A 12,350-nucleotide genomic window follows, 5' to 3' on the forward strand; every position below is an offset into this window, starting at 1 on the left:
CCCGACAGGAACAGCAAAACGTCAGTCAGACCGCTCAGCCAGCCACTCCGCCAACTCCAGCCAGCTCTCCGAAGGCGCCTTGCTGCCCGCCAGAATCCCCATGTGCCCGCCGGGCACAACCCGGAACGCCTTGTCGGTGGAACTGACGTGGTCCATCACCCGCTTGGCTGCGCCCGGAGTTGCCAGAGTATCTTCCTGACCGGCGATGGCGAGTAAGTTGGCATTCACATTCCCCAGACGGGCAACGTCCTCACCAATCTGGATTTCACCGTTCGACAACTGGTTGTCGATCCAGATGCGCACCACCGTGTCCTGAATGATGCCGCCAGGGTAGGCGACCATGCGATCCAGGAACGCCGATGTAGTGGCGTGGTTGCTGACAAACTCCCGGTCACCCAGGCGCACAATCAGCTCCCAGTAGCCCATCACACTGCCGATCGGATTGGTCAGCTTGAAGCCGATGGTGTTGGCCCAGCCGGGGGTGTGAAACCAGTGGGGTTTGACGTCATGGATGCGAAAACCGGTGCGCTTGCGGACAAAATCCGCCACATCCGCCACCCGCTGGTACATCAGTCCCATCAGCCCGGAGGCGTGGCTGTCGATGGGCAGCCCCAGCACCACGGCGTTGCGGATGTGCTGATCCTTGCTCAGCGCCGAGTAGAACAGAGTGAACATGCCGCCCATGCTCCAGCCGTGCAGCGACAGTTCCTGCTCGCCACTGTGTTCACGCACCCGGTTCAGGTATGCCGGTAGCAGCTCCGCCACGTAGGTGTGCAGGTTGTAGTGACTGTGTTGGCGCGTGGGCATGCCCCAGTCAATCAAATACACTTCGAAGCCTTTCGCCCGCAGGAAACGCACCAGGCTGCGCTGCGGAAACAGATCGTAGATCAGCATGTTCACCGCCAGCGGCGGCACGATCACGATGGGCGTTTTGTGAGCGGTGCGCTCTACCGCGATGGTGTTGCCATCCAGCTCGATGGCATCCTCCGCCAGCGGCGGGTAATAGCGCAGGCTGACCAAGCCGTCGGTGTACAGCGTCTCGAACGGTGTCTGCCCGGCCTGAACCAGGCTGGCGGCGCGGAAAACGCGATCGAAGGCATTACCCGCGTAAAGCGCGGTCTGCCGGGTAAGACCGGCCGCCTTGTCAGCAGCGGACTTGAAAAGGTTTGGCATGGGCATGTCCATGATGGGATTGAAGCTCGCTGTAAATGCATTGGTCACCAGACCCCGGACCCCGAAGTCTGAGCGAGAAGGCTACCGCCGCCGCCGGCAATGAGCCATGGCACAATTGTCACATTCTGATGGCACGCCGGTCACTTCGGGCCACTGCCCAATGACGTCTGTGATTGATATGATTGCTGCCCACTGGACACAACAACCACAACAGGACCACCATGCTCAGCTTTCTGCCCGCTCCCGTTATCGGTGTTATCAACTCCATCCTGCTGGGACTCAATACCCTGTTCTGGTGCCTGCTGCTCTACATTCCGGCGCTACTGAAACTGCTGGTTCCCCATCAAGGCTTCCGCGTGCTCTGTACCCGCGTCATTATCTGGATTTCGGAATCCTGGGTGGCCTGCAACACCGGCTGGATGAAGCTCACCCACGGTACCCGCTGGAATGTGAAAGGGGCTGAGAATCTGCAGCGTGAAAGCTGGTACCTGGTGCTGAGTAACCACCAGAGCTGGGTCGACATCTTTGCCATGCAGCGGGTGTTCAACCGCCGTGCCCCCTTCCTCAAGTTTTTCCTGAAACAGCAACTGATCTGGGTGCCGGTGATTGGCCTGGCGTGGTGGGGGTTGGATTTCCCGTTTATGAAACGGTATACCCGTGAATACCTGATCAAGCATCCGGAGAAGCGCGGCGAGGATCTCAAGGCCACCCGCATCGCCTGTGAAAAATTCCGCTACACCCCGGTAAGCGTGATGAATTTCGTGGAGGGCACCCGGTTTACCCGGGCCAAGCACGACAAACAGAAATCACCCTACACCCACCTGCTCACCCCCAAGGCCGGCGGCGTTGCGTTTGTACTGGATGCCATGGGCGACTCCATTCAGACCCTGGTGGACGTCACCATCGCCTACCCCGATGGCGCGCCCACCTTCTGGGATTTCATCTGTGGCCGGGTGACGGAAGTGAAAATGGAGATTCAGACGGTCACCATCCCGGAGCACTTGAAGGGGCGCGATTACTCGGCGGACGCCGAGCATCGCCGCAATGTCAAAGACTGGCTTGCGGAGCAGTGGCGGTCAAAGGATCAGCGGCTGACCAACATGTTGAACGACACCGCTTACTGAGGGAACGCATCCTCCAGAGCCTGCGGCCGTCGAAGCGGAATCCAGATTCCGCCCGAGACGATCAATAGGCTGCAGCAAGTGCATTCTGCAGCTCAGGGTATAACTGAAGCGTGACCTTTATGGCATCGCCGTAGGTCGGCTCCTGTCCGTATTTTTGCGTCAGATACATGGCCATGTCGGAGAGAGAGTTGAAGCTCATGTCAGATGAGGCACGTATGGCTTCCCAGCCGCCATAAGCCGCCATAAGCCGCAATGGCAGCGTCTCGACCTGTGTCTTTGCCTACCTGGGAGCCGAAAAAGCCGCCGAGCAGACTGGCTCCTGGCACCGAATCCAGTAACTGACCCGCAATCATGCTGCCTGCCGCAGCACCAACACCCGAGCCAACGGTGCTGCCAATATTGGCGTTGGTGCCTACATTGACCCATTCCGCGAGCACGCCATCGGATGTGTACGGGCTCACAAAGGCGCCCAGATTGTCGCGGCGCACAATGTTTTCAAGGGCTTCATCGGACATAGCCTTGGAGGCTATGGCGGGTAGCGCCGTGCTGGCGCAAGCGCGGTTTTCACCGATTGCGCCGCTCTGAAGACAGGTCTGACGTTGCCCTGACACCATCGCCTGGTCGTTCATCGAGATTTCTGTCAGTTCGACATGACTGACCGTTGCCATGGTTCCGCCGGTCATACCGTTGTTCATGCTCACCATCTGAGTGGGCGCGCAACCCGTAAGCGCTGTTGAAGCCGGGATAAGGCTGAATAGGAGTTTTTTCTTGGTCATCACTCGATCCGCTAATTTAGTATTAATGATGAGCATTACAGTTACCTCATGCCGGTAGATCGGGGGATACCCGAAACAGGGGATGGTGATCGCTTTGGCCCGATAAGCCTCACGGCCAATGTGGAAACCGAAGCGGGCGCGATTACGCATCAGATGCCGGACGCTAGTTTGACCCGAGGGCGTCAGCCAGCTCCGGGTAGACCTGGGAAGCGGCTTGCATGACCTCGTTGAACGAAGCTTCGGCACCGTAGGTGGTACGCAGATAGCTGGCCATATCCGTCAGCGATCGAAAACTCTGATCGGAGGTGGTGCGGATAAAATCCCAGCCTCCGGACGCTTCGATGGCAGTGTTCCGGCCGATCGACTTACCGGCGCCGGCTCCTAGCATGCCGCCGAAGACACCGGCATAGGGGATCGCTTCCAGGGCCCTGTTGGCGGCGTAGGCACCCGCTACGCCACCGATGGCACTCCCCGCGGTGGCGCCCAGGTTGGCATTTAGAGCCTTATTCACCCACTCGGCGGTCACGCCGTCACTGGTATAGGGGCTCAGGTAGGCGCCGGAATTGTCGGGCAGCACCAGATTCCGAGCGGCAGCGGCCTGTTGTTCCTGTCTTGCTGTCTCGTGGTGCTGTTTAGCCGCCAGCCGTTGATCTCGGTCCGGCCGTGCACGCGTGAGGACGACATCTCGTGGGTGAACGTCTCCGGGTGCTTGCACCTGGAGCTGGACCTGACTGCCCGCTTGGCCCCGGATCAGCCAGACTAACTGCCTCAAATCCAGCCCTTCAGCACTGCGAAGGTCATCACCGGCGGTTTCAGCAACTGCTAAAATCCGGTCACCCACCTGCAGTTCACCGCCTTGAGCGGCAGCGCCACCCGGTGTCAGGTAGTCAACAACGAATTGACCGGCCTCTTGACGGAGTGAGGCGCCGATCAACCCATCGCCCGGACGGTCAGTGTCGGCAACCGGGTAGCCCGTGACATTGGCGTGAAATTCCCGCACCGCGAAGCCCGCCCCCGCAGAATAGCCGCCGCCACTGCAATACCAGTCTGCGGTTGTGGCATCGATGCTTTCGGTGACCTGATCCCGGGGCGGCTGGATGGTAATGGTCTCGCCGGCGAAGGTCTGGCGCGTGCACACCCAGCGACTGCTGTCCATAAACTGGGCCATCGTGACGCCGTCCTGATTCGCGGACGACATCGACGTCGGGGCCGATGCGCAGCCACTGACCAGCGCAGCGCTGATGGCAATCGCCGAAAGTGAGATTGAAGAGCGTGAGACGAATGCTGCCATTTTGTTTTCCTGATCCACTCACTGACTGATGGCATCCAGCGTCTGCAGCGCCAGTTCCTGGCCCACATCGCGCAGGGAGACCTGTCGTTCCAGCTTCTCGAAGCCCCGGTCTGTCGCGACCCAGCGGCGGTCTTCGTCGGTTTCCGGCGGCACGCCGTTGGAATTAACCATGGCGCGAATGGCGCCATCGGTGACGTCCAGAACGCGAACGTGGAACTCACGGCCGGAGACCTGGCTGAGCACCATCAGATAATCCGCATGCTTACCCAGTGCGCGCATTTCCAGCCGGGCCTGATCCGGTGACAGGCGGGCGAATTCGCCGTTCTCCAGCGTGTTATCGGTGATGCGCAGGATGGCATCGCGGTCAACGACGGTGACGCCGGCTTGCGTCAGCTGGGAAACGAAGCCGCTCTGGAGATCGAACGCGGGCGCCATCGGCGCACTGCGCCGGCCGGAGCGGGTTTCCACTTGCGCCGCGGCGTTGGACGTGCCGTCCAGATTGACTTTGCCGTCCGGAATCTCACCCCTCAGGCTGCCCTGACCGGACACCACCACCCGGCGCTGACTGGCCCAGTCACTGACCTGATCGTTGAACGCACGGTTCCAGAACACCGCCATGCGCGGATTGCCGTTACCGACTCCGGCGCGGAACCGCTGCAGGATGGCCTCCGCGGTTTCGGTACGCTGGGAGGCGTTGGCCTCATTGCGCAGATCATCCATCGTCAGCGGTTTCTGGGGCGCCGCCTTCATCGGGGCCGCGGCATGGTCAGTGGCGGCCTGGGCGGCCAGCGGCAACAGGCCGGCGGCCACCAGTGCAATCAGGGCATGTTTCATCATTCAAGCTCCCGCACTTCAACCCGGTACTGCAGCGACTGTGTACCGGTGGACAGGGTTTTGTAGGCACTGACGCTGTTAGCAGGAATGGTGCTGCGCTGCCAGACCGGTTTGGCATCCACGGGTACGCCGTCCTGATCGAAGAACTGGGTGCGCGCCTCAATGCGATAGTCGAAGTCGGTGTGGTTGCGCAACACCGCATACACTTCGGTGGTGCCGGTCTCGGTGCGGCGCCGGCCATGGTTCTCCACCGACAGGCGGTAGGTCTGGCCACTGCCGAGAATGCCCTGTGTCCAGGTGCGGCTGAGATCGTAGTCGGTAAACACCACGGTGTTGTATTCCACCGGTGCGGTGCGGCCTTCCAGTCGTGTGGAGTCGCTGGGCAGAGAGGTGCAGCCGGCCACCAGCAGGGTGGTTGCGGCAGTGATGGCAATCAGTGTGCGGATCATCGGTGTTCTCCTGTACCTGTCAGGGTCGCCGGGACGTGGCGAGAGCCAGTCCCTGGCCGCGGCCGTCGAAGCGAAACTCAGTGGTATCGGTCAGACCGGGAATCGGCTGGCCGTTCTTGTCGAGAAAGCGCACGGTGACCTGCTGACCAGGCTCCGCTCGCAGTGGAATGATGTGCAGGGTGTCTGGCAGCGCTTCCCAGTAACGGATATCGGCGCGCACATTGGCCGCCGCGGACATGCCCTGGGCCGCCACGCTCACCAGGCTGATGGCGGCAAAGCCGGCCCCCAGCACGCCGCCAGCCGAGGCACTGGCGCCCGCCAGCAGACTGTTCTGGCTGACCGAGCTGAGGTTGGTGCCAATGTCGCGGGTGGTGGTTTTGTACTGGACCTGGCCCTCAACAATACGGTCGATGGCGCGACCGCCGCGGGTGGACGCCTGGAAATAGATATCTTCCATCGGGTATAAGGTTTCCCAGGTTTCGCCGGCCTGCCATTGCGCGCCCACGTCCGGGAAGTCCTTGCCGCGGCGGTACACCAGCTGGTAATGGCCGACGCCATCGCCCAGTTTGCGGGGTGACTGGCCGGTTTCCACGATCAGCAAGGCGTTATGGTCGTCAGCAGGAATGGGCGCATCCGGGCGGAACGCCATCAGTTCCTGAAAGTGCTCTTCCGCCAGCTTGTTGCTGTCCATCCGCAGCGCAGCCCAGCCGGCAAGATAAATCAGCGCCGCGAAATCGGCACTGTTCTGCTCTTCCTCGGCAAAGGCGTCCTGTAGCAGACCACTGATAAAGCTGGCTCGGGCGTTGCCATAATCGCCCTGCTCGAGAAAAATCAGGCCCAGGTAGAGGTACACCATGGAGCGCTCGTAAGGCTCGCCCTTGAAGTCTTTTTCGGCTTCCTCGTACCAGACGCTGCGGGCCTTGCGGGCGGCGTCGTCATCGGCGTAGATACTCTCAATGCTGACCCTGGCGCGATCCAGTGCCGCTCTGGCTTCGTCCAGGTGGCCGGCACGATAGGCCTTTAGGCCGATCTCCATCAGGTTGAGCACTTTGTTCCGGCGCCCCTCCTCATACAGGTTGCGATAGTCCTGCTGTACCACCGTGGGTTTGCTGGCGATGACCTGTTCCTGGGCCGCAGTCAGACTCGAGCGATCGTAGGTCTTGGGGCCGGTGGCACACCCCACCAGCGACAGCGACAGAATGGCGCTGGCCAGCAGGGCCGGCCGGCGCTCAGCGATAAACAACATCGTCCCGACCTGCTTTGCGCATCTCGTAGAGGCCGCTCCAGATGATGGTGCCCAGTTCCATATCGACCATCTCGAAACTGATCTGGCTGTAACGTGACTGGGTGCCATCACTGCGATCGGCGGCATCCAGTGAGGTGATTCGACCGGCCAGACGGTAGTCGGCACCGGCCTGTGCCGCGGTCTCGCGGATGGTGCCACCATCCACGGCGCCGTCGCGCTTGAGGTCGCGTTCTTTCTGCACCATGGCAGCGTATTCACGCCCCACGAAAATCATCCGGCCATTGGAGGCGCGGTTCAGTTCAATGCGCAGACGGTCGGTCAGCATATTGGTGTTCACCACTGAGGAGCTTTCGTTGCGCATGTACTCGTTATCAATAATGATCCGCGGCGGAATGTCCCGGCCCGCCAGCATGCGGTTGGCCAGCATGTCGCGCATCATTTCGTCGGTGACTGCCACAATGTCCTGGCTTTCGATGCCGACACCGCCCACGCGCCCGGTGGTGGAGGCGTCTTCGTACACGGTGGCTTTGCCACGGGTGTTGTCAATCTGGCCGGCGCAGCCGGTTAGCAGGAGCGTGGTTGCCGCGACAGCGGTGAACAGGCATGTCTTGGTATCCATCTTCATAGTCAGTCTCCGATCAGTAAGTGGAAGCCAGTACGGCACCGAACTCCGGGTATATCTGTGAGGTGGCCTTCACCGCGTCGTTGAAGTTCGCAGTGGTGCCATACTTTCGCTTCAGGTAGCGGGCCATATCAGTGAGCGAATCGAAGCTGCGGTCTGAGGATGCCTTGATGGCTTCCCAGCCGCCGGATGCGGAGATCGCGGTTTCCCGCCCGGTTTCCTTGCCTATTTCAGCGCCCACCGCGCCACCGATCAGCCCACCGAGTCCGAAGGGCACGAAATCCAGGGCCTTTTCAGCGGCATAGGCTCCGGCCATGGCGCCAGCGGCGGTGCCGACGGATGCCCCCATACTCGCGTTATTGGCGAGATTGACCCATTCCGCGAACACATCATCGCTGGTGTAGGGGCTCAGGTAGGGACCAGCGTTATCTTTGCGAACCAGCCTTTCCAGAAGCTGCTCTTCGGTGAGCATCTGCCCCTGGGCATCTTGCAGCGGGCCTGTTTTCGCGGCTGCGATCAGCTCGGCTGAGCGCTCTGTGTTGGACATGTAGCTCACGATGCTGGCCGGAACACCGTTCTCCACCAATGTGCGACGGTGCTCGTCAGTCATGTTGGGGTAGTAAGGCCACTGGGCCCGCTTTTCGGCATAGGTCTCCAGCAGGTTTGTGACCAACTGGGGATTGGTGTCAGCAAACACCGTGCGGTATCTGGTCTCAACTCTGCGGGTTTCCTGGTTCCACTGAGTCAAGTCCGCCGGATAGCTGCTGACGACCTTGCGCAATAGCTCAGCTTCCTCCTCGCCATTATCCAGAGCTTCTTTGATTTGCCAGCCTTTTAGCCCGTCAGGCCCAATCAGCCAAGCCTGCGCTTCCAGTGGAAGCACGTTAATGTAGCCGGGCAGTTCAGCATAAGTGCGATGGTACTCCAGGCGGTTATCCACGGGGGCAAGGGCGGCAATGCCGGCGACTGCCAGTGGATTGAATAACGGAGCGTCGCCGGTTTTCACAAAGGCTGCCAGGGCGTCAGGATCGTCTTTCGCTATTCGATCAAACCGAGGTTGCTGCCCGGCAATTGTATCCGCGATGTTGCGGGCATGAATGACACTGATGGTCTCCAGGGTGTCCGTAAGATCGGCCTGATCGGTTTCATAGAGTGAGCCGAGGAAAAGCATGGGCGTCGGAAAGTAGACACTGAAATACTGCTTGATGCTGTAGCTTGCCGAGCTGGTGGCGAGTGTCTCGCCGTCCCAAACAACCTGCAGAGTGTCGGTGTACTCGTGGCCATCGACGGCGGGAACCAAGGTCAGGGTGAGCAACGATGCGAGAAAATTCAGTCCGGATGTGGTGATGTAATTGGCCGACTGAGACTGCACAACCTCCACGGCCGGTAAATCGTCTGCCGCAGGTATGAGCCATGGTTCGAGTATGGGGGAATCCGTGGTGAAGGGAGTAGTTTGTTGATAGGCCTGGGCGTTTTTATCGAGAGCACTGTCATCCAGTTTATAGACGGCACAGCCTGACAGCGCGAGTGTTGCTAGTGTTGCCGTAAAAACGGCTTTCCATTGGCGGGCGGAGCTTTTTTCCATGGTTGGGTACCTGAGTCTCATGATGCGATCGCACGACGCGCAATGTTTGCTGCAACATTCCGCGAATTGTGACGCAGTCGTTGTTTTGCATTACAGATACTTCATGTTGAGGGATCGGGGAATACCCTAGGCAGGGTAGGACTATCGTTTGGCCCGATAAGAGTTGTGGCCTTTGACGACAATGAATGCAAGTCATTAAATTTTATATTAAAGATGAGGTTGCGCGCAGATTGTAAAATTTCGCAAAATCAGGCGCTGAGTCGGCGCAGGGGGGCGAGTTTGAGCGCTGATGGGGTCAGCGCTCGTTGTCTTCCACATCCTCCGGGTGCTCCTGCTTGTAGCGCTCCCACTCTTCCCAGTCATGGGGCGTGCCGGCATGGGGCCGGCGCAGGTGTTTGGCATGCTCCAGGGCGTTGTGGCGCAGGCTGTGGTCTCGCTCTTCCTCTTCCTTGTCGAAACCGTACTTTTTCAGGAACTCATCGGGGCTGATGGGCATGGGCGATCACCTCCGTCGGTGAAATGAACTCCTCAAGAGTACGATGCGCCCGTCTCCTCGGTTTTTCAAGTTGCGGTATCGGTGCTCTCGGCATCTTTGCCGGCGACGATTTCCTCGGCACTCACCAGTTTGAAGTTGATCTGTTTCCGTTCCTCATCCACGTCCGCGAAGGTCACGGTGACCGGCTGTTCCAGCTGGAAAATCCGGCCGTTCTTGTTGTGGATCAGGCGCAGGGTGACGGGATCGAAGCCGTATTTGCCGTCCAGGGTGCGGCAACTGACAAACCCTTCCAGGCCATTGGCGTCCAGGCGCACAAAGAAACCGGCGGGCACGGTGCGGCTGATGACACCGGTCATCGGGTCGTCGCCCAGGGTTTTGGCAAAGTCGCTCTTGAGCCAGCTTTCCAGACTGTTGGCGGCCTGGCGGGCGCGGATCTGGGTGGTCTGCAGTTCCGCCAGCTGCTCGGCGCTTAGCTCGCCCATGGCTTCCTGCCACAGCACTGCCTTGATCAGACGGTGCACGTAGAAATCGCTGAACTTGCGCAGCGGCGAGGTGAAGGTGGTGTAAGCCGCCAGCCCCATGCCTTGATGAGGCGCGGCGTCAAAGGCCAGCTCCGCGCGGGCCAGCTGGCGGGAGAGGATGGCCTTGACCGGGACGTCTGCGCTCACATTGTCGGTGCGTTTCATCAGTTCGCGGAAACCCGCGGCCGATGTGGCATCCACGCCTGACAGGTTCGGTGCGTAGCGTTCGAGCAGGGTGCGAACGTTGTCGGCACGGTCATCCCGCAGGCCGGGATGCTGGATAAACAGGCCTTTGGCCTGCTGACTGAGGAAGTCGGCCGCGCAGCGGTTGGCAGCCACCATGCATTCCTCCACCAGCCGGTGGGCTTCGTTCTGTACCGAGGGTTCAATCAGCCGTACCCGTCTGTTCTCGTCCAGCCGCAGGCGGAACTCCGGGCGATCGGCGCTCAGTAGCGCGTGTTCGTTGCGCCATTTGCGCAGGGCGGTGGCGATCTGGTGCAGCTGGTCCAGGCTGTTGGAGACAGCGTCCGGCAGCGCCTTGATATCGTCGTCTTCGCGGCCTTCGATCAGGTTGGACACCAGCTCATAGCTGAGCTTGCCCTTGGACTGGATGACCGCCGTGTGGAAGCTGTACGCGCCCAGGCTGCCATCGTTGTTGACCTGCAGATCGCACACCAGGGCCAGACGTTTGACCTCCGGCATCAGCGAGCACAGGCGGGTGCTGAGGCTGTCCGGCAGCATCGGCAGCGGTTCACCGGGGAAGTAGATGGCCGTTGCCCGGCGGTAGGCTTCGGCCTCCGCCGCGCTGCCGGGTTCGATCACCGCGGTAGGATCGGCGATGGCAATCGACAGCTTCCAGCCGGTGGCATTGGGTTCCGCCAGCAGGGCATCGTCCATGTCCTGAGTGCCGGGGCTGTCGATGGTGACGTAGGGCAGGTCGGTGCGATCTTCACGATCCGCGGTCCGCGCCTCGATGGTGGCCTCACTCAGAGCTTCCGCCTGTTGCTGCACCGCCTCCGGCCAGGTATCCGGCAGATCGAAGGTGGCCAGCGTCAGCGCTCGCTCGATACCGGCATCCCCGGGTTTGCCGAGTACTTTGAGAATCTGGGCCTGGCCCTTGCCGTCCTTGATCGGATGCTTGTGAATGCGGCAGTAGATGAAATCGTCCGGACTGGCGTTCATCCGCTCTTTTGGCGGAATGAAGATCCAGCGATTGATGCCGGGGGTTTCCGGCACCACGAAGTGCCCTTTACCCTTGATCAGATAGCGGCCGACGAAGGTGTCGAGACTGGTTTCCAGCAGTTCGTCGATCACGCCCTGGATCTTGCCCTTGTCGCCTTCCTGTTCGGTGACGTTGACGCGGTCGCCGGGCAGCACCTTCAGCATCTCTTCCGGCGGCAGGAACACGTCCCGACCCTCATCCAGCGCTACGAAACCGAAACGTCCGTTGGTGGCTTTGACGGTGCCGGGAAAGACCACCTTGTTTTCTTTGATGTCGGTTTTCAGCTGGCGCAACTGGCTGAGAGCGTCGGCATTGAGCATGAACGGAACCTGGCTGGCGAAGTTGTGAGTGTCAGGGCCGAAGTATACCGGTTATGGCCGGGCACGTCAGACCTCTTACACAACCGCAACGCTGGCGGGGCGTCAGCTAGCCCGACGCCCCGATTCAGGTCTGTGGCGCCTCAGTTGTGTTCGGCAAATACCCGGGTCTGGCCCTGCTCGTTGAACAGAATAACCTTGTAGTGATCCTTGCGGTCACCCATTTCCATGCCCGGTGAGCCTGCCGGCATGCCCGGAACACTCAGGCCGGTGGCTTGGGGCGCTTCCGACAGCAGGCGCTTGATGTCATCCGCCGGCACGTGGCCTTCAATCACATAGTCACCGACAAAAGCGGTGTGGCAACTGCCCAGCCCGGCAATCAGCCCGGCATCGGCCTTGATCTTGCCCATGTCGTTGGTGTCGGTGGCCGTGACCTCAAAGCCGTTGTCTTCGAGGTGATCGATCCAGTCACTGCAGCAGCCGCAGGTGGGGGACTTGTACACATGGATACTGTCGGTGTCGTCCGCTGCCAGCAACGGGCTGCTGACGAGGGCACTGAAACCGAAGGCAATGGCAAGGCCGAGCGCTTTTTTACGCAGAGTCATAGGGTATTCCTCAATGATGATGGCTGTGATCGTCGGCAGCGCCAGCGGAGGACGGTGACAGCCAGAACCACCACACAATCGCTGCCATC

At 60.5% G+C, this 12,350-nt stretch carries 12 protein-coding genes; 1 reads left to right on the forward strand and 11 read right to left on the reverse strand.

The annotated features are described in order from the left end of the window. Positions 1-21 precede the first annotated feature (21 nt). A complete protein-coding gene (locus R0125_RS12680) occupies positions 22-1,173 on the reverse strand; it encodes an alpha/beta fold hydrolase (protein ID WP_317238414.1) in 1,152 nt (383 codons plus the stop codon). 221 nt (positions 1,174-1,394) lie between these two features. Here R0125_RS12680 and R0125_RS12685 point away from each other — a divergent pair, with 221 nt between their 5' ends. After that, positions 1,395-2,297, forward strand: coding sequence for an acyltransferase (locus R0125_RS12685; RefSeq protein WP_317238415.1), 903 nt, complete (start codon positions 1,395-1,397; stop codon positions 2,295-2,297). A gap of 200 nt (positions 2,298-2,497) precedes the next feature. On the opposite strand, the gene R0125_RS12690 is transcribed toward R0125_RS12685, so the two are convergent. The 10 genes from R0125_RS12690 to R0125_RS12735 all read right to left on the reverse strand — a co-directional run bounded on the left by R0125_RS12690 (position 2,498) and on the right by R0125_RS12735 (position 12,261). Continuing rightward, positions 2,498-3,223 (reverse strand): hypothetical protein, encoded by a 726-nt coding sequence (locus tag R0125_RS12690; protein WP_317238416.1) that lies wholly within the window; start codon positions 3,221-3,223, stop codon positions 2,498-2,500. Positions 3,224-3,236: 13 nt separating this feature from the next. Then, the gene (locus tag R0125_RS12695) at positions 3,237-4,364 is read right to left on the reverse strand and encodes a PDZ domain-containing protein (RefSeq protein ID WP_317238417.1); all 1,128 of its coding nucleotides are present in this window, start codon (positions 4,362-4,364) and stop codon (positions 3,237-3,239) included. 18 nt (positions 4,365-4,382) lie between these two features. Beyond that, on the reverse strand, positions 4,383-5,201 hold the full coding sequence (locus tag R0125_RS12700) for a hypothetical protein (protein WP_317238418.1): 819 nt from the start codon (positions 5,199-5,201) through the stop codon (positions 4,383-4,385). Beyond that, a complete protein-coding gene (locus R0125_RS12705) occupies positions 5,198-5,647 on the reverse strand; it encodes a YcfL family protein (RefSeq protein ID WP_317238419.1) in 450 nt (149 codons plus the stop codon). The genes R0125_RS12700 and R0125_RS12705 overlap by 4 nt, the downstream gene beginning before the upstream one ends. A 19-nt stretch (positions 5,648-5,666) precedes the next feature. After that, positions 5,667-6,893, reverse strand: coding sequence for a hypothetical protein (locus tag R0125_RS12710; protein WP_317238420.1), 1,227 nt, complete (start codon positions 6,891-6,893; stop codon positions 5,667-5,669). Next, positions 6,877-7,518, reverse strand: a complete 642-nt coding sequence (locus R0125_RS12715; protein ID WP_248181927.1) for a penicillin-binding protein activator LpoB — start codon at positions 7,516-7,518, stop codon at positions 6,877-6,879. The genes R0125_RS12710 and R0125_RS12715 overlap by 17 nt, the downstream gene beginning before the upstream one ends. A gap of 13 nt (positions 7,519-7,531) precedes the next feature. Then, complete coding sequence (locus R0125_RS12720) at positions 7,532-9,100, reverse strand: carboxyl-terminal protease-like protein (protein WP_317238421.1); 1,569 nt, start codon at positions 9,098-9,100, stop codon at positions 7,532-7,534. Between the two features lie 295 nt (positions 9,101-9,395). Next, complete coding sequence (locus R0125_RS12725) at positions 9,396-9,596, reverse strand: hypothetical protein (protein ID WP_248181929.1); 201 nt, start codon at positions 9,594-9,596, stop codon at positions 9,396-9,398. A gap of 65 nt (positions 9,597-9,661) precedes the next feature. Further along, positions 9,662-11,659, reverse strand: a complete 1,998-nt coding sequence (locus R0125_RS12730; RefSeq protein WP_317238422.1) for a VacB/RNase II family 3'-5' exoribonuclease — start codon at positions 11,657-11,659, stop codon at positions 9,662-9,664. A 140-nt stretch (positions 11,660-11,799) separates the two neighbouring features. Then, complete coding sequence (locus R0125_RS12735; RefSeq protein WP_317238423.1) at positions 11,800-12,261, reverse strand: DUF411 domain-containing protein; 462 nt, start codon at positions 12,259-12,261, stop codon at positions 11,800-11,802. Between the last annotated feature and the right edge of the window lie 89 nt (positions 12,262-12,350).

Origin of the sequence: Marinobacter sp. M-5 (assembly GCF_032911545.1) — a bacterium.
In the GTDB taxonomy this organism is placed as follows: Bacteria; Pseudomonadota; Gammaproteobacteria; order Pseudomonadales; family Oleiphilaceae; genus Marinobacter; species Marinobacter goseongensis.

Coding starts and splice junctions, on each gene's coding strand:
- R0125_RS12715 (WP_248181927.1), bottom strand. CDS start 7,518: ATGAAGATGGATACCAAGACATGCCTGTTCACCGCTGTCGCGGCAACC.
- R0125_RS12680 (WP_317238414.1), bottom strand. CDS start 1,173: ATGCCAAACCTTTTCAAGTCCGCTGCTGACAAGGCGGCCGGTCTTACC.
- R0125_RS12705 (WP_317238419.1), bottom strand. CDS start 5,647: ATGATCCGCACACTGATTGCCATCACTGCCGCAACCACCCTGCTGGTG.
- R0125_RS12700 (WP_317238418.1), bottom strand. CDS start 5,201: ATGATGAAACATGCCCTGATTGCACTGGTGGCCGCCGGCCTGTTGCCG.
- R0125_RS12735 (WP_317238423.1), bottom strand. CDS start 12,261: ATGACTCTGCGTAAAAAAGCGCTCGGCCTTGCCATTGCCTTCGGTTTC.
- R0125_RS12685 (WP_317238415.1), top strand. CDS start 1,395: ATGCTCAGCTTTCTGCCCGCTCCCGTTATCGGTGTTATCAACTCCATC.
- R0125_RS12720 (WP_317238421.1), bottom strand. CDS start 9,100: ATGGAAAAAAGCTCCGCCCGCCAATGGAAAGCCGTTTTTACGGCAACA.
- R0125_RS12695 (WP_317238417.1), bottom strand. CDS start 4,364: ATGGCAGCATTCGTCTCACGCTCTTCAATCTCACTTTCGGCGATTGCC.
- R0125_RS12690 (WP_317238416.1), bottom strand. CDS start 3,223: ATGCGTAATCGCGCCCGCTTCGGTTTCCACATTGGCCGTGAGGCTTAT.
- R0125_RS12730 (WP_317238422.1), bottom strand. CDS start 11,659: ATGCTCAATGCCGACGCTCTCAGCCAGTTGCGCCAGCTGAAAACCGAC.
- R0125_RS12710 (WP_317238420.1), bottom strand. CDS start 6,893: ATGTTGTTTATCGCTGAGCGCCGGCCGGCCCTGCTGGCCAGCGCCATT.
- R0125_RS12725 (WP_248181929.1), bottom strand. CDS start 9,596: ATGCCCATCAGCCCCGATGAGTTCCTGAAAAAGTACGGTTTCGACAAG.